We start from the raw sequence: 16,922 nt of genomic DNA on the forward strand, positions 1-16,922 counted from the left end.
TTTTTGATTAGCTAAACAAAGCTAAAAGCATTCGTTTTCAAAAAATAGAACTCAATTTACCTTTTGTATCTAGTTTACTTTTTTGTTTTTTTTCTGTAGGAAGAAGGATTTTTTCCTGTATGAAGTTTGAAAATTCTCGTAAAGTGACTTTGATCTGAAAAGCCCGTTATATAAGCTATTTCTGTTAAAGTATTGGAGGAGTTTTCGATAAGATGAATTGCTTTTTCAATTCGAAGTTTTCTAACATATTCGCCAAAATTCAAATCTTCAAAATGCTTTGAAAATTCTCTAGATAAATACGACGGATTCAAATCTAATTCGCTTGAGATTTTCTTTAAATCAAAAGTAAACTGAGTATCAATTTGGTCTTGAATTATATTTTTTAAATCCTTTACCCAAGACGGCGTCTTGCCTGATATTTTTTTGTCATTTAAAAACTTATTATAAACTTCATGCAATAGTTTTTCAAACGGACTATTCTGCAAATGATTTTGCTGATATAAATGTGTTGCCCAGCTGTATAGGGCATCATACAAAAGCATTCCTTTTTCTAATAGCTCGTAGTCATTGGTAATATTATAAGCCAATCCAGCAGAAATGGCCCAAAGTCCCGCAGATTCTTTAGCAATATCATGCCTATCCGTATCAGCTCCGCGTACAATCCCTGCAATAATCTTAATTGCAGGATCTTTAATTTCATATTTTTTGACTATATAATCAAAAGTGCTTTCCTCATTATAATGAGTAAATTCAACATTTGGAATATCAAAAGGAATGGCTTTAAGTTCCTGTGCCTTTGTTATAACGTCATCAAAAGGAACATAAATAAATTCAGAATCAGGATCGATAAATTTTCGAATCAGCCAAGGACAGGCAATTCTGTCTATTTTTGGTCTCTCTCTGGTAATCCATTTCATTTTAAAATACTATTTGATGAATGTTTTTTAATTTTAGCTAAGCTACATTATATTTAGTGTTTTTCAAAAACCTGATTTTAAATTTAATAGATCATTTATTTAAGTTAAGTAATTTATTTGCTAGTCCAAGTGACGATTTTTTCTATATTCGCTTTAAAAGAATTCTAACTGTTGATTGGTCTTTTAATAATATATATGCCGAATTGCAGAAAATTGACATAAAATAAACATACAATCCCATATGATCTTAGCCTTTGACACCTATTATTTTGACCAAAAAGCAAAAACAATCTGTCTTGAATTTGCGGAATGGAATGAAGATAAGAACTTCAAAATTCATTCAGAAATAATAGATAACGTAGAAGAATATATACCTGGAGAGTTCTACAAAAGAGAATTGCCTTGTATTCTGAGCTTATTGAAACAAATTGATTTGTCGACGATAGATGTTATAGTAGTTGATGGTTTTGTTTATCTAAACGATGAAAACAAATACGGTTTAGGCGGTTATTTATATGAAAAGCTGAATAAAGAAATTCCAATTATTGGTGTTGCCAAAACGAATTTTGCTTCTATAGAAAAGAATAAAAAAGCGCTTTACAGAGGTGATAGCAAGAAACCGCTGTACATCACTTCTATCGGAATTGATTTGGATGAAGCTTACAAAAAAGTTGAAAGCATGGCTGGCGAATTTAGATTTCCAACTTTGCTGAAAGAATTGGATAGATTGACGAAGGAAGAGTAAAATTAGTATCTAAAAGAAAATATATGGAAGAAAATAAAAAGAGTCCTTTTGAAGGGTTTCAAGAAATTCTATAAAACTCCTCAATTTCTTGAGGAGTTTTATTTATACTACTTGATTCGAACTCAGAAACCGATGATATTCATTTATTTTAAGTTTCAATCGGTTTGCCAAATATTCGTTTCCGTCTTTTAGTTCATTGTGCAAAATTTCGGCTTCAGCAATATATTTTAGCTTTTTATCATCATTCCAATAAAAAGGTGGTTCGTATAGATTTGAAATTCTGTCGGCCATTTTAACTGCCCAAACTTCTATGGGCTGTTGTTTGATTCTTCTTAAACTGTCCATCATTTTTTCTGAAGAATCTCCAATTTTATCATCTTTAGTTAAAGCAAGAACTCCAGAAGCAACCTTATTTCCAAATAAGTCAATCACTTTTTCATATTTCATTTCGGTATCTTCTATGGTATCATGAAGCATGGCACATTTAATTGCCAAATCAACATTCATGTTTTCTGTGAATCGCGCAGCATTTATAATCTCAAAAACAACACCTCCGATATGATTCAGATATTCAACTTTTTCACCTTCATTAAATCCGCCATATTTTTGCCCGTCATGAAGTTTCGAAACCAGTTTCCAAACATTCTGAATTTCATCTATTGACCAGTCTTTTTGTTGTTGCATATTTTAATTTTTATTTGATGTAATTTATTGATTTTTCTAAAGATCTGCAATGTTTTAATTAAAGTTTTAAGGAATAAGATTTTGCTTATATTCGCATAGTAATAAAGAAAATTAAAATCTGTTTTAATGGATAAAACAATTATCGAAGACTTAAAGATTTTATCAAAGAATTTCAATTACAAATTTGATACTTTCTCAAACTCAGTCATTTTTGTAAATGAGGTAAATAAAATTAGAGTTCAGCTTGAAAATGATGCTAATTTTAGAATTACGTATAATTTACATTTTACTGAAAAAACGATTTTAGTATCAAGAGAAGCAGTTTATCATTTTTGTTTGACTTTATTTAAAAGACAAAATGCCGATAATGAATTGGTTTTTAGTATAAGCAAACCAATTGATATTGACAAATGGTTTAAAATCGAGAAAAAAGAATCTCTAGACATAGTTAATGCTATTCAAAAAGAACTTGATTACAATTATAGATTAAAGCGTTTATCTTCAGAAAGCAGCCGATTTAAAATAACGTATTTTAATGGTTTGCTAGTTTTAGAAGATAAACAACAAGAGTATTTTTCTAATGTGTTTGATTTTAAATCTTTATAGAATAACAAATATTGAATAGTCTTTTATGTTAGTACGATCTTATTTTTCTCAATAATTTTTCGCAAATTATTCAATGCATAACGCATTCTTCCCAATGCTGTATTTATACTAATTTCTTTCTCCTCAGCTATTTCTTTAAAACTCATATTGCAATATATTCGCATTTTCAATATTTCTTTTTGATCATCATCAAGTTCTTCTATAAGTTTTTTAAGATCAATTTGAAGTTGATCTATGATTATTTTATTTTCAACATTTAGAGAATTATCAGATAGAATAGAGAAAATAGAAAAATCATCAGTATCTCTTTGTATTGGCATTCGTTTTACTTTACGGAAATGATCCATAATCAAATTATGAGAAATTCTCATGACCCAAGAAACGAATTTTTCTTCTTCCTTGTAAGAGTTACTTTTAAGTGTTTTGATTACTTTAACAAACGTATCTTGAAAAATGTCATTTGCAAGATCTTTCTCCTTAATCTTCGAGTATATAAAACCATATATTCGAGATTTATGTCTGTTAATTAATTTTGAGAGCGCTTCTTCATTACCTCCTATGTATTTTTTTATTAATAAAGAATCAGGTATAGTCAATTCAGTCATAACATCAAATTTTTAATTTTTGGAGTTGCAAAATTAAAGATAAACCGAATGTACCTTTTTGCCTATTAGGACTTTAAAGTATTAAAATAAGACCTTTTTTTATACAATTCCAGTCTTCTCCAAAATCGCATACTAACATTTGCAACTATTTTTTGCCATATAAACTTTTGATTATATTGAAAGGTGAATGTATTAACTTAAAATATTTTTAAATTGCCTGAGAAATCAATTTATTCTTCATTAGATTTTTAAGAGATTCCTACTCTACCAGGAAAATATTATAAAACATTGATTCCATCTGACACGATGACAATTCAGAAAATACCTTTGTTTAGTTATGGTTTGGCAAACTTAAAGCCTTTTTTTGATAAGAATATTAATAAACCATCTTCATTAAAAAGAACTATTCAGCCAAAAGAATCAACCGGATTTTATTTTCTAACGTTTCGTTTGATTGGAGGAGATAAATATGGTGTCTTGCGAACAGAATTTAGTTTAAAGGGAAAGAATCTTTTTTATAAAATAAGAGATAAAGAAATTCTGTGCGGAAGTATAGAAATAAAATAAGCTGCTAAAAAAGAAAAAGCCTATAAATCAAAAGACTTATAGGCTTTATGTTTCTTGGTGGGGAGAGCAGGATTCGAACCTGCGAAGTTCACACAGCAGATTTACAGTCTGCCCTCGTTGGCCGCTTGAGTATCTCCCCAAAATCTAATTCCAAATTACAAACTATTGCATTTTGAAAACTAAAAAAAAATCCTTAATTTCTTAAGGATTTTTTGTGGGCGATGAGGGGTTCGAACCCCCGACCCCCTCGGTGTAAACGAGGTGCTCTGAACCAGCTGAGCTAATCGCCCTATTTTACTAGGTTGCTATTGTTTGTGATTGCGAGTGCAAATATACAGCTAGATTTTATATTTCCAAGCCTTTTTTTGAAAAAAGTAAAAAAAACTTCAATAAAAACACCTACAAAACTATTTTTCAGCGGATTAAAAAAGCAAAAAAAAATGCAATCTTTAAATTTTAGTTAAAAATTGAATGTTCGAAAGCTAATTCAGAATATTCTTTTTGTATTCATTTGCTATAGTTATACCTTTGCGTACCTTAATTGTATATTCAAATGGCAAGATTTCAAGAAAATGATTTACCTAAAGCTAAATTAAACTCTAACTCCCTTCAAAAAGCTCTCCGAATTTTTAAATACGCTAAAAACCACAAATGGAAATTCTTCTTGGGTTTGATTTTCTTGTTTTTAACAAGCGCCACTGCCCTAGCCTTTCCAAAATTAATGGGAATGTTGGTAGATTGCGTTACGAATAAAGATCTTTCTAAAGCAAACGAAATTGCTCTTGGCTTAATGGTCATTCTCGCACTTCAGGCTATTTTCTCATTTTTCAGAATTTCATTATTTGTAAATTTTACCGAAAACTCCCTTTCTAATATTCGTTTTGCATTATATGAAAATCTGATAAAATTACCCATGTCGTTTTATTCTCAAAAACGTGTTGGAGAACTTAATAGTAGAATCAGTGCCGATATTTCTCAATTGCAAGATACTTTCAGCACTACTATTGCGGAGTTTTTACGTCAGTTTATTTTAATTATTGGAGGATTTGTAATTTTAGGAAGTATTAGTCCAAAATTAACCTTAATGATGCTGGCAATTGTACCGATTGTAGCAGTTGCTGCTGTGATCTTTGGAAGATTCATTCGTAAATACGGAAAAAAAACACAAGATAAAGTTGCCGAAAGCCAGGTTATAGTTGAAGAAACGCTACAAGGAATTAGCAATGTAAAGGCATTTGCTAACGAATGGTACGAAATTCAGCGTTATAAAAACAAAATTAGAGAAATTGTAAAAATCGCTATCAAAGGAGGTCAATACAGAGGTTATTTTGCTTCATTTATTATTCTTTGTCTTTTCGGATGTGTTGTTGCTGTTGTTTGGTACGGAATCACATTAACGATTAAAGGAGAAGTTGAAGGTGTTGGTGATTTAATCTCGTTTGTATTATATACTACATTCATTGGGGCGTCTTTTGGCGGAATTGCAGAAATGTACGCACAGATTCAAAAAGCAGTTGGTGCAACAGAACGTGTTTTTGAACTATTAGAAGAAACCCCAGAAGAAATAAATGCTAAACCAAGAGTTGCTGCAGTTGAAAAAATAAAAGGCAATGTAGCTTTCAATAACGTTGCTTTTAGCTATCCTTCAAGAAAAGAGGTTCAGGTTTTAAAAGATGTGAATTTTAATGCTGAATTCGGACAAAAAATAGCAATCGTTGGGCCAAGTGGTGCAGGAAAATCTACGATCTCTTCGCTTTTATTACGTTTTTACGATATAACTTCAGGAGAAATTTTAGTCGACGGAAAAAATATTTACGATTATGATTTAGAAAATCTTCGCGGAAATATGAGTATTGTTCCTCAAGACGTCATTTTATTTGGTGGAACAATCAGAGAAAATATTGCTTATGGAAACCCAAACGCGTCAGAAGAAGAAATTATAGCTGCCGCGAAACAAGCGAATGCATTCAATTTTGTAGATGGTTTCCCAGAGAAATTTGAAACTTTGGTCGGAGAACGTGGGGTTAAACTTTCAGGAGGTCAGCGTCAACGTATCGCAATTGCGAGAGCTTTGCTTAAAAACCCAAGTATTTTGATCTTAGACGAAGCAACTTCTTCTTTAGATAGTGAAAGCGAAAAACTCGTTCAAGAAGCTTTAGAGGTTTTAATGGAAGGAAGAACAAGCATTATTATCGCTCACAGGCTTTCTACAATTAGAAACGCAGACAAAATCTTAGTTTTAGATAACGGAAGAATTTCTGAAGAAGGAACACACCAAGAATTAATAAACTTAGAAAACGGAATTTATAAGAATTTAAGCAACTTGCAGTTTAGCAATTCATAGTTAAATTCCAATTTTATAAATACCAAATTCCAATAAAAAAGCTTCAATGAAAATTGAAGCTTTTTTATGTAAACTGTAAACTAAAAATTATTTCCCTTTTCTACGTTTACGTTCAGCTTTAATCATAGATAATTCACGGCTTGTTTGTCCTGCAACAGAAGTATTTTCTTCTGCACGACGAATCAAGTACGGCATAACATCTTTTACAGGTCCGAATGGTAAATATTTAGCAACATTATAGCCATTTTCTGCCAAGTTGTAGCTAATATTATCACTCATTCCGTATAACTGTCCAAACCAGATTCTAGAATCGTTTTTAGCAATTCCTCTCTGCGCCATCATTTCCATTAATTTATAAGAACTTAATTCATTATGAGTTCCAGCAAAAATGGCCATTTTATCAATATGCTCCAACATGTACTGCACAGCATTATCATAATTTACGTCGGTAGCTTCTTTAGAAACACAGATTGGAGAAACATACCCTTTTTCTTCCGCTCTTTTGTTTTCTTTTTCCATATAAGCACCACGAACCAATTTCATTCCAATATAAAACCCTTCAGTTTTAGCAACTTCATGAAGTTTTTTCAAATAATCTAAACGATCCCAACGGTACATTTGTAAAGTGTTAAATACAATAGCTTTTTCTTTATTGTATTTACGCATCATATCGGTAACCAAATCATCAGCAGCGTCTTGCATCCAGCTTTCTTCACCATCAATTAATAATGCAACATCTTTTTTATGCGCCTCACCGCAAACTTTATCAAAACGGGCTACTACTCGATCCCATTCTGCTTGCTCTACTGGGTTAAGAGTTTGTTTTTCTCCTAATTTCTCATACAATTCGAAACGACCTAAACCAGTTGGTTTAAAAACAGCAAATGGAATTGCCAAACGCTCTTTAGCAAAATCAATTGTTCTTAAAGTCATTTCTAAAGCAGCATCAAACTGCTCTTCTTCTTCTTTTCCTTCAACAGAATAATCTAAAACAGAAGAAACGCCTTTGGTAAACATTTTGTCCACTACACTGAGGCAGTCATTCTCGTTTACACCACCGCAAAAATGGTCAAAAACAGTTGCACGAATTAGTCCTTCTACTGGTAAATGAGCTTTAATTGCAAAATTTGTTACAGCAGTCCCAATTCTTACTAACGGCTCACTGTCAATCATTTTGAAAAGAAAATAAGCTCTATCAAGTTCTGTGTCACTCTTAAGTGAAAATGCAACCTGTGTATTATCGAATATTTTTTCCATTAAGTTTAGTTTTTGTGCAAAGATATAGAGTGTTTTGAATATTATTTACTAAATGGCATCATATTTTTCAATTTTCTCAATAGAAGGAAATCTGTTATTTACTATAAAATTGTGGTTCAAATCATTTTTAAGGAGTAAAGTAAGAATTTACTTTATTTTTTGTTATTTTTGCAAAAAAAATAGTGACATGAAAGCAAAGGCAATTGAGAGAATAATTAATGAAACAAAAGGAAAGCAAACTATTTCAAACTTTACAGTTCTTGCTGTTATAATTTCACTGCTTGTAATTGATTTTTTTCCTTACTTTAAAAGTCTAGAGATCATCAATCCACAATTTTTTTATTTATCTGTGGTCAATATTATTTTGGGAGTTTATTTTTATTTTAATTCAGATGTAACTTCTGTGAGTGTTTTTCCAATATTAAAACGAAGCTATATTTTTAAACTTTATTTAGCCTTTATAGTATTGTGCGGAATATCCTTTTTTGTTGCGAAGAACACATCGTTAGTCTACACTAAATTTACTGAAATAGTAATTATATTTTGTCTATTTATAAATCTTACTATTCTTCTTAAAGATAAATTGGATTTACTCTATAAAATTATTTTAATTGTGTCTATTAGCGCATTCTTACAGTCTTGGCAACAGTTATGTAATTTTATTATTATCCCTCGACACGCTTCTATAATTGATCTGCTAAACGGAATGAAAGGGAATACAGGGAACATAAATATACTTGCAGCAAGTCTTACAATTAAAGTTCCATTTCTGCTTCTTGGAATCACATATTATAAAGGTTACAAAAAATGGTTTCTTCTCTTTGCATTATTTTCTGTAACTGCCGTCATTTTTTTAACCGGAGCAAGAACGCCTTTAATTAATCTTTTTTTACTTTACTCTATTTATATTGTTTATTTGCTGAGAGAATCATTTACGAAATCTAGTTTTATAAAAGTTATATATTTAATTCTTCCAGTTTTAGTAGCAGCTATATTTGCGAATTCAATTTTTGAAAAATCAAAAGATAAAGGCCGATATGTATCATTAGAAAATAGAGTTAATCAGATAAATACAGAAGATCGTTCATCACAAGCAAGGTTAGTTTTCTGGGGTAATGTAATGAAGATGAGTAAAAAAAAACCAATTTTAGGAATTGGATTAGGTAATTATCAAGTTGAATCTATCCCGTATGAGAGAACAACTGCAAATGACTCTAATGTTTCGTTGCACGCACATAATGATTTTCTTGAAATATTAGCAGAAACTGGAATTATAAACGGTTTGATTTATTTTTCTCTTTTTGTGATTCTATTCTTCATTAACTTAAAAAATGTAATAAAGAGATCTGATGCTAATAAACAAATAATTTCTCTTTTAACATTGCTATTGATTATTGTTTACGGAGTCGATTCGTTATTTAATTTCCCAATGTACAGGCCTACAATGTCAATATTCTTTTGTCTTTTACTTGCCTTTACTGTAATAAATAATTTTAATTCTAAAGATGAAGAAACCAACTTGAAAGTTGCTAAAATCATAACTATAATATTAGTCATAGTATCAATTATAACAAGTTATTCGGCATTTTTAATTTACAAAGCTTCAAATTTAGAGTATTTAATTGCTACTGACAATATTAACATGAATGACAAAGGTTTTCTTACTGGAGATGAAGTAATAAAAAGAATGCCTAAATACCCAAATACCTTTAGCAGTTCTGAATCATTTTATGAGTATGCTGGGATTTATTACATACGTGAAAAAAATTATCAAAAAGCTTTAAATTGTTTCTCTAAGGCTAATAAAATAAATCCATATTCTGGAAGAATAGATTTTTATAAACAATTAATCTCCTCGCAGAAAGGAAATGTAGATAGTGCATACATTTATGCTAAAAGAGCTTTTTATCTAAGACCACGAAATTATAATTTATTTAAGACAGCTATGAACCTTGCAATTTCAAAAAAGGATACAGCTGAAGTTATAAAACAGCATAAATTATATACTAAATATAGAAACGAACCTGATGCATGGACTCTTCCTGCTCTTGCTTTACAGAATTCTGGAGCAAATTATAAAAGGCTTATTAATTTTATAGATGAAGGATTGAAAGTTATTCCTAATGACAGTACACTTTTAAAACAAAAAAATAGTTTTTTAATAACAGATTATATCATTAGAGGTCAGGAATTTGGAGGTCAAGGAAAAAGAAACAAGGAACTTGAATTATATCAAAAGGCTTTAAAAATTGATCCTAAAAATATTTATGCCCTTCAAAACATTGGTTTTTGCTATTTTAATCAAGGAAAAAATGATCTGGCTATTCCATATTTTAAAAAAGCTATAGAATCCCCAGGCTTAAATGATGGAAAAACAGAATTTTACATAGGAGTCTGTTATTTAAATCTGAAAAATAAATCACAAGCCTGTAAATATTTAAATTTATCTAAAGAGAAGAACTATACATTGGCTGAGCAATTTCTATTACATACTTGTTTGTAATAGAAATTTCGGCTCTATTTTGAATTATAATATATTAACAAATTATAGAGTTTCGATTAGTTATTATTACGTTAAAAATGCCTTATTTTGCGGTTTCACTTAACCATAGAATTATGCAATCTATTCAAGCCAATAATTATCTTGTACATTTTAATGAGAATGCTTACGAAGCTTTAAATAAACATTTAAGAGAAAATAAATATTCTAATATATTTATAATTGTTGATGATCAGACTAACGAACATTGTTTGCCTAAATTTATTCCTCTATTAGAGACAGATTTAGCGATCGAAATCATTGAATTTGAAGCTGGAGAAGCAAATAAGAACATTGAGACTTGTATCGAGATATGGAATGTATTAACAGAACTTGGTGCCGATAGAAAATCACTAATTATTAATTTAGGCGGTGGCGTTGTTACAGATTTAGGTGGTTTTGTTGCTTCTACTTTTAAAAGAGGTGTGAATTTCATTAATATTCCTACGACATTATTATCTATGGTTGATGCTTCTGTTGGAGGAAAAACAGGTGTCGACTTAGGAAATCTTAAAAATCAGATTGGCGTTATCAACGTACCTCAAATGGTTTTAATTGATACGCAATATTTGGAAACTTTACCACAAAGCGAAATGCGTTCTGGTTTGGCCGAAATGTTAAAACACGGTTTAATATATGATGCGCCATACTGGAGACAATTTTCAGATTTAAAATCTATTGTTTTTGATGAATTGGACCAATTAATTTATCGTTCTGTTGAAATCAAGAATGAAATCGTCATTCAGGATCCAACTGAGAAAAACATTCGTAAAGCTTTAAATTTCGGACATACGTTAGGACATGCCATTGAAGGATATTTTTTAGAAAGTGAAGAGAAAACTACTTTACTTCATGGAGAAGCCATTGCGGTTGGAATGATTTTGGAAAGTTATATCTCACTTCAAAAAGGATTAATTTCTGAAGAAGAATATAGAGAGATTAAAGCAGTGATTAAAGACATTTATGATGATGTGATTTTTGAAGAAAAAGACATCGATCCGATCTTAGAATTGTTAATTCACGACAAAAAAAATGAATACGGTTTAATTCAATTTGCATTGATTGAAGGAATAGGAAAAATAAAAATTAACCAATCCGTTGAAAATAAATTGATTCTAGAAGCGTTTGAGGATTATAAATCTTAAACTTTTTTTAATCAAAAGCGTTGCATTTGGTATATATTATTTTTTACATTTGCCCCATGAAAACAAAGAATCAGCAAAGGCACTTTAGCTCTTACAGAAACAGACTCAATAGTTCTTTATTAAGAATGTTGAACCGTTTCTATAATAGTAAAAGCCCGTTTTGTTTTGATGTTTTCCAATGTACTAAAGCTGAGCATGAAAAACTGCCAATTATATTTGCCAATATTAGAGTTTGAATTTAAGATTAAGTCCCCAAAAACCTAAAATTAAATTACAATTACAATCTCTAAACATTGATAAATAAATGAATACAAAATATTCTGATCTAATAAATCAAACATACTACTTTCCTCAAGAGGAATTTAAACTAAACAAAGACAACCTATTGTTTCACAACATCGATTTGATGAAATTGGTTGAACAATATGGGACACCCTTAAAGTTTACTTATCTGCCTCAGATTTCTGAAAACATCAACAAAGCAAAAGCTTGGTTCAGAAAATCAATGGAAAAGAATAAATACGAAGCAAAATACTATTACTGTTATTGCACAAAAAGCTCTCATTTTGAATATATTATGAATGAAGCTTTCAAGAATAACATTCACATCGAAACTTCATCTGCATTTGACGTGAATATTGTTGAGAATTTATTAGAAAATGGCAAAATCAACAAAAGTACTTATGTAATTTGTAACGGTTTTAAAAGAGATGAATATATTGCTAACATTGCAAGATTAATCAATAACGGACACAAAAACACTATTCCGATTATTGATAATTATGAAGAGTTAGATTTGCTTCAGGCAGAAATTAAAGGAAAATTCAAAATCGGAATCCGTATTGCTGCCGAAGAAGAGCCTAAGTTTGAGTTTTATACTTCTAGATTAGGTATTGGTTACAAAAACATAGTTTCTTTCTATAAAAAACAAATCCAGGAGAACGATAAATTAGAGCTTAAAATGCTTCACTTTTTTATCAATACCGGAATTAACGATACATCATATTACTGGAATGAGCTTGTAAAATGTATTAAAGTATACATTGCTCTTAAGAAAGAGTGCCCTACTCTAGACGGTTTGAACATTGGTGGTGGTTTTCCAATTAAAAACTCACTTGCCTTTGAATATGATTATCAATACATGATTGATGAAATTATCAATCAGATTAAAATTGCTTGTGATGAAGCCGAAGTTGATGTTCCGAATATTTTTACGGAATTTGGATCGTTTACTGTAGGTGAAAGCGGTGGTGCAATCTATCAGATTTTGTATCAAAAACAACAAAATGATAGAGAAAAATGGAATATGATCGACTCATCTTTCATTACCACTTTACCAGATACTTGGGCTATAAACAAACGTTTTATTATGCTGGCAGTAAATCGCTGGAATGATACTTACGAACGGGTTCTGTTAGGAGGTCTGACTTGTGATAGTGACGATTATTACAATTCTGAGCAAAACATGAACGCCATTTATTTGCCTAAATACAACAAAGAGAAACCTTTGTATATTGGATTCTTTAATACTGGCGCTTATCAAGAAACAATTGGAGGATACGGAGGTCTGCACCACTGTTTGATTCCGCAACCTAAACATATTTTAATTGATCGTGATGAAAATGGAATTCTGGCAACAGAAGTGTTCTCAGAACAACAGACTTCAGACGACGTTTTGAAAATTTTAGGATACAAAAAAAAGGTGTAAAAAAAACGGCATATTAAGTAATAATTTTTCTTAAAAAATTCTTAATTTGCATTAAACATCAAAAAGGTTAAAACTTTTTAATTCAAAAAAAAAAAACAAAAAAAATGAAAGGACCAATCAGTCAGTTTATTGAAAAACATTATTTGCATTTTAACTCTGCTTCATTAGTAGATGCTGCAAAAGCTTATGAGCAGCAATTAGCTGATGGTGCTAAAATGCTGGTAAGTATGGCTGGCGCAATGAGTACAGCAGAAATTGGTAAAATTTTTGCCGAAGTAATCAGACAAGACAAAGTGCATATTATTTCATGTACTGGAGCAAATTTAGAAGAAGATATCATGAATTTAGTAGCTCATTCTCACTACGAGAGAGTTCCTAACTATCGCGATTTAACACCAGAAGACGAATGGGCTTTATTAGAAAGAGGATTAAACCGTGTTACAGACACTTGTATCCCTGAGCATGAAGCTTTCCGTCGTTTGCAAAAACATATTTACAAAATTTGGAAAGACGCTGATGACAAAGGTGAGCGTTACTTTCCACATGAATTTATGTATAAAATGTTATTATCTGGCGTTTTAGAAGAATATTATGAAATTGATCTAAAAGATAGCTGGATGTATGCAGCTGCAGAGAAAAACTTGCCGATTATAGTTCCAGGATGGGAAGATAGTACAATGGGGAACATCTTTGCTTCATACGTAATTAAAGGAGAATTAAAAGCATCTACCATGAAGTCTGGAATCGAATACATGACTTTCCTTGCAGATTGGTATTCTAAAAACAGTTCAAACGGAATTGGATTCTTCCAAATCGGTGGTGGTATCGCGGGTGACTTCCCTATTTGTGTAGTACCAATGCTTTACCAAGATATGGAGATGCACGATGTTCCATTTTGGAGTTATTTCTGCCAAATTTCAGATTCAACAACTAGTTATGGTTCTTATTCTGGGGCAGTTCCAAATGAAAAAATCACTTGGGGTAAATTAGACATCAAAACCCCTAAATTTATTATTGAATCGGATGCTACAATTGTTGCGCCGTTAATTTTTGCATACTTATTAGATTTATAAGATAATTTATGAAAAGAGTTATAGTAGACTACGCCAAACTTACCAACGAAATTTTAAACCTTTTGGTTGAAAAATTTCCTGATGGTTATGATGATTCGGATGTTATCCGTTTTAGAAATGCTAAAAACGAATTGGTTGAAGCTGTAGAAGTTCGTACTGAAGATACAATTTATTTAGTAAAAATTAGTACTAAACTTGCTGACAGAATTGAAAACTACGATGAAGATGATGATTTAGATGTTGATGTAGATGCAATTGCACCAGTTAAAGGTATAGATCTTGATGATGATATTAGCAATGACGATGACGAAGATGATGATAATCTTGACAAGCCAGATACTGACGGTGGTGACGATGATGAGGATGACGATGACAAAGCAGATACTGATTATGACGAAGAAGACGAAGACGATGAAGATTAATTCATTTTCTTTTTAATAAACAAAGGAACTCTATCGGGAGTTCCTTTTTTTTATGATGCGCAAGAAATAAACAAAACTAATTTATATTTTTATATTTATAGGATTATTTTTACATTTAAGTCTTGAATAAAAAAATATATGCCTATGACTTCAGAAATTTTACATACCACACTAAAAGAAAATTTTGGTTTCGAAAAGTTCAGACCCAATCAAGAAACCATAATTAATACCATATTATCCGGACAAGACACCTTGGCAATTATGCCTACTGGAGGCGGGAAATCAATATGTTTTCAGCTTCCAGCTTTAATTCTACCAGGAATAACTATTGTCATATCGCCTTTGATTGCTTTAATGAAAGATCAGGTTGATAGTCTAAAAACCAACGGAATTTCTGCTTGCTTTATTAATAGCAGTCAATCTTCTCAAGAGCAGAAATATTATATTGATAATTTAAAAACAAATCATTTTAAGTTAGTTTATATCGCGCCTGAAAGTCTTTCTTATTTAGATATGGCTTTCAATGAATTGAATATTAGTCTCATAGCAATAGATGAAGCACATTGCATTTCGTCTTGGGGTCATGATTTCAGACCGGCTTACACTAATTTAGGTTATTTAAAAAGCCGCTTCCCTTCTACTCCAATTTTAGCATTGACTGCGACAGCAGACAAAGCAACACGAACAGATATATCTAAACAATTAAATCTCCAGAATCCAAAGACATTTATTGCTTCTTTCGATCGCGCAAATTTAAGCTTGGAAGTTCGTCCTGCTTTGGATCGTGTTAAGCAAATAATCGATTTTATCGAAAACAAACCCAATGAATCTGGAATAATTTATTGCTTAAGTCGCAAAACTACAGAAGAACTTGCTGAAAAACTTAAAAAAAACGGAATTGAAGCTAAAGCATATCATGCGGGCTTAGATAATGAAACACGAGCCAAAACTCAGGATCAATTTATTAATGATGATTGTCAGGTAGTTTGTGCTACCATTGCTTTCGGGATGGGAATTGACAAATCAAATGTTCGCTGGGTAATTCATTACAATCTTCCAAAAAATATAGAAGGATATTACCAAGAAATTGGCCGTGCGGGCCGAGATGGTTTGCCAGCTGAAACCGTTTTGTTTGAAAGTTACGCCGATGTAATTCAATTGCAGAAATTCGCATCTGAAGGATTGAACTCTGATATTCAATTGGCAAAATTAGATCGTATGAAACAATATGCCGATGCTGTAAGTTGTCGCAGAAAAATTCTACTTTCTTATTTTGGTGAATTGGTAAAAGAGAATTGCGGAAACTGCGATATTTGCAAAAATCCGCCAACTTTTTTTGATGGGACGATTCTCGCGCAAAAAGCTTTGTCTGCAATTGTACGATTGAAAGAATCTGAGCCTCTAGCGGTAATTGTGGATTTTTTGAGAGGCTCGAGAAATGCCTATATCTATGAAAAAAATTATCAAGAGCTAAAAACGTACGGAATTGGTGCTGATGTTTCTTGGTACGATTGGAATCAATATCTTATCCAGCTTATCAATTTAGGATATTGCGAAATTGCTTTTCACCAGCATAATAAAATTTTGCTTACCCCTTTTGCGAAGAAAGTTTTATTTGAGGGAGAAAAAGTAAAACTGACTACGGTTGTCAAAAAAGTAATTGATAAAAACGAAGCCAAGGAAGCAAAACCAAAAGCTGCTAAAAATTCTCTTTTTGAAACGCTTAGAAAACTACGCTACGAAATTGCTCAAGAAGAAGAAGTTCCTGCTTATGTTATTTTTAGCGATGCTTCATTGAGACAAATGGAAGTTTTAAGACCAATGACTGACGAAGATTTCCTTGCTGTTGAAGGTGTTGGTAAAGCCAAACTTGAAAAATACGGAACTGATTTTATAAATGCTATAATTGAATTTCATCGAAATAAATCGGTTGTAAAAAAAGAGAAAAAAGAGAATACTTATAAAAAAACATTAGAATTATTTCAAACCGGACTTTCAGTAGATGAAATTGCTGGGCAACGAAATTTAGGTGAAACTACAATCATTTCTCATTTGGCTAAATTATACGTTGACGGCAATGATATAGATTTAAGTCAGTTTGTTTCGGAAGATGAAATTATTCAAATTGAAAAAGCTCAGATAGAACTAGAAAATCCAAATGCATTAAGACCTTACTTTGAATATTTTGAAGAAAAAATGTCTTATGATAAAATTCGATTTGGATTGGCTTTTTTGGAAAGAAAACATCAAACGGCATAAAAGCAAAAAAACTGTACTTTTTCAAGTACAGTTTTTTTGTTATAAGTAAAT

14 protein-coding genes and 2 tRNA genes are annotated in these 16,922 nt (G+C 31.2%); 10 read left to right on the top strand and 6 right to left on the bottom strand.

Annotation, left to right across the window (positions count from 1 at the left end):
• Nucleotides 1-74 precede the first annotated feature (74 nt).
• The gene (locus M0M44_RS17535; RefSeq protein WP_248726844.1) at nt 75-917 is read right to left on the bottom strand and encodes a chromate resistance protein ChrB domain-containing protein; all 843 of its coding nucleotides are present in this window, start codon (nt 915-917) and stop codon (nt 75-77) included.
• A 241-nt stretch (nt 918-1,158) separates the two neighbouring features.
• Here M0M44_RS17535 and M0M44_RS17540 point away from each other — a divergent pair, with 241 nt between their 5' ends.
• Nucleotides 1,159-1,662, top strand: coding sequence for an endonuclease V (locus M0M44_RS17540; protein ID WP_248726845.1), 504 nt, complete (start codon nt 1,159-1,161; stop codon nt 1,660-1,662).
• Nucleotides 1,663-1,764: 102 nt separating this feature from the next.
• Here the strand turns inward: M0M44_RS17540 and M0M44_RS17545 are convergent, their stop codons facing one another.
• Nucleotides 1,765-2,346: an HD domain-containing protein gene (locus M0M44_RS17545; protein ID WP_248726846.1), complete on the bottom strand. Its 582-nt coding sequence runs from the start codon at nt 2,344-2,346 to the stop codon at nt 1,765-1,767.
• Nucleotides 2,347-2,472: 126 nt separating this feature from the next.
• On the opposite strand from M0M44_RS17545, the gene M0M44_RS17550 reads away from it, so the two are divergent.
• Nucleotides 2,473-2,952: a hypothetical protein gene (locus tag M0M44_RS17550; protein WP_248726847.1), complete on the top strand. Its 480-nt coding sequence runs from the start codon at nt 2,473-2,475 to the stop codon at nt 2,950-2,952.
• Between the two features lie 23 nt (nt 2,953-2,975).
• Here M0M44_RS17550 and M0M44_RS17555 read toward each other — a convergent pair whose 3' ends face one another.
• Complete coding sequence (locus M0M44_RS17555; protein ID WP_248726848.1) at nt 2,976-3,557, bottom strand: RNA polymerase sigma factor; 582 nt, start codon at nt 3,555-3,557, stop codon at nt 2,976-2,978.
• Between the two features lie 288 nt (nt 3,558-3,845).
• Between M0M44_RS17555 and M0M44_RS17560 the strand changes: the two genes are divergently transcribed.
• Nucleotides 3,846-4,124, top strand: a complete 279-nt coding sequence (locus M0M44_RS17560) for a hypothetical protein (RefSeq protein WP_248726849.1) — start codon at nt 3,846-3,848, stop codon at nt 4,122-4,124.
• 55 nt (nt 4,125-4,179) lie between these two features.
• Here M0M44_RS17560 and M0M44_RS17565 read toward each other — a convergent pair.
• Nucleotides 4,180-4,263 (bottom strand) — tRNA-Tyr (locus M0M44_RS17565).
• Between the two features lie 76 nt (nt 4,264-4,339).
• A tRNA-Val gene (locus M0M44_RS17570) sits at nt 4,340-4,414 on the bottom strand.
• Between the two features lie 263 nt (nt 4,415-4,677).
• Between M0M44_RS17570 and M0M44_RS17575 the strand changes: the two genes are divergently transcribed.
• Nucleotides 4,678-6,468 carry an ABC transporter ATP-binding protein gene (locus M0M44_RS17575; protein WP_248726850.1) on the top strand — a complete coding sequence of 597 codons (1,791 nt, stop codon included), beginning with the start codon at nt 4,678-4,680 and terminating at the stop codon, nt 6,466-6,468.
• Between the two features lie 87 nt (nt 6,469-6,555).
• Here M0M44_RS17575 and M0M44_RS17580 read toward each other — a convergent pair whose 3' ends face one another.
• Nucleotides 6,556-7,725 carry a proline dehydrogenase family protein gene (locus M0M44_RS17580; protein WP_248726851.1) on the bottom strand — a complete coding sequence of 390 codons (1,170 nt, stop codon included), beginning with the start codon at nt 7,723-7,725 and terminating at the stop codon, nt 6,556-6,558.
• 187 nt (nt 7,726-7,912) lie between these two features.
• Between M0M44_RS17580 and M0M44_RS17585 the strand changes: the two genes are divergently transcribed.
• The 6 genes from M0M44_RS17585 (at nt 7,913) to recQ (ending at nt 16,871) form a co-directional block, all read left to right on the top strand.
• Nucleotides 7,913-10,228 (top strand): O-antigen ligase family protein, encoded by a 2,316-nt coding sequence (locus M0M44_RS17585; RefSeq protein WP_248726852.1) that lies wholly within the window; start codon nt 7,913-7,915, stop codon nt 10,226-10,228.
• A 113-nt stretch (nt 10,229-10,341) separates the two neighbouring features.
• Nucleotides 10,342-11,409 (top strand): 3-dehydroquinate synthase, encoded by a 1,068-nt coding sequence (gene aroB / locus M0M44_RS17590; protein WP_248726853.1) that lies wholly within the window; start codon nt 10,342-10,344, stop codon nt 11,407-11,409.
• 304 nt (nt 11,410-11,713) lie between these two features.
• Complete coding sequence (locus M0M44_RS17595; protein ID WP_095931203.1) at nt 11,714-13,117, top strand: type III PLP-dependent enzyme domain-containing protein; 1,404 nt, start codon at nt 11,714-11,716, stop codon at nt 13,115-13,117.
• A 104-nt stretch (nt 13,118-13,221) separates the two neighbouring features.
• Entirely contained in the window at nt 13,222-14,190 is a 969-nt protein-coding gene (locus M0M44_RS17600) for a deoxyhypusine synthase family protein (protein ID WP_095931202.1), read from the top strand.
• Between the two features lie 8 nt (nt 14,191-14,198).
• Nucleotides 14,199-14,612, top strand: a complete 414-nt coding sequence (locus tag M0M44_RS17605) for a DNA primase (RefSeq protein WP_248726854.1) — start codon at nt 14,199-14,201, stop codon at nt 14,610-14,612.
• A 144-nt stretch (nt 14,613-14,756) separates the two neighbouring features.
• Complete coding sequence (recQ, locus tag M0M44_RS17610) at nt 14,757-16,871, top strand: DNA helicase RecQ (protein ID WP_248726855.1); 2,115 nt, start codon at nt 14,757-14,759, stop codon at nt 16,869-16,871.
• The last annotated feature ends 51 nt before the right edge of the window (nt 16,872-16,922 follow it).

The organism is Flavobacterium humidisoli (assembly GCF_023272795.1).
Taxonomy (GTDB): domain Bacteria; phylum Bacteroidota; class Bacteroidia; order Flavobacteriales; family Flavobacteriaceae; genus Flavobacterium; species Flavobacterium humidisoli.

Bases quoted from the DNA above. Each gene is read 5' to 3' on its own strand.
- M0M44_RS17605 (WP_248726854.1), top strand. From the start codon at position 14,199: ATGAAAAGAGTTATAGTAGACTACGCCAAACTTACCAACGAAATTTTA.
- M0M44_RS17545 (WP_248726846.1), bottom strand. From the start codon at position 2,346: ATGCAACAACAAAAAGACTGGTCAATAGATGAAATTCAGAATGTTTGG.
- M0M44_RS17575 (WP_248726850.1), top strand. From the start codon at position 4,678: ATGGCAAGATTTCAAGAAAATGATTTACCTAAAGCTAAATTAAACTCT.
- M0M44_RS17585 (WP_248726852.1), top strand. From the start codon at position 7,913: ATGAAAGCAAAGGCAATTGAGAGAATAATTAATGAAACAAAAGGAAAG.
- M0M44_RS17555 (WP_248726848.1), bottom strand. From the start codon at position 3,557: ATGACTGAATTGACTATACCTGATTCTTTATTAATAAAAAAATACATA.
- M0M44_RS17535 (WP_248726844.1), bottom strand. From the start codon at position 917: ATGAAATGGATTACCAGAGAGAGACCAAAAATAGACAGAATTGCCTGT.
- aroB (WP_248726853.1), top strand. From the start codon at position 10,342: ATGCAATCTATTCAAGCCAATAATTATCTTGTACATTTTAATGAGAAT.
- M0M44_RS17540 (WP_248726845.1), top strand. From the start codon at position 1,159: ATGATCTTAGCCTTTGACACCTATTATTTTGACCAAAAAGCAAAAACA.
- recQ (WP_248726855.1), top strand. From the start codon at position 14,757: ATGACTTCAGAAATTTTACATACCACACTAAAAGAAAATTTTGGTTTC.
- M0M44_RS17550 (WP_248726847.1), top strand. From the start codon at position 2,473: ATGGATAAAACAATTATCGAAGACTTAAAGATTTTATCAAAGAATTTC.
- M0M44_RS17600 (WP_095931202.1), top strand. From the start codon at position 13,222: ATGAAAGGACCAATCAGTCAGTTTATTGAAAAACATTATTTGCATTTT.
- M0M44_RS17595 (WP_095931203.1), top strand. From the start codon at position 11,714: ATGAATACAAAATATTCTGATCTAATAAATCAAACATACTACTTTCCT.
- M0M44_RS17580 (WP_248726851.1), bottom strand. From the start codon at position 7,725: ATGGAAAAAATATTCGATAATACACAGGTTGCATTTTCACTTAAGAGT.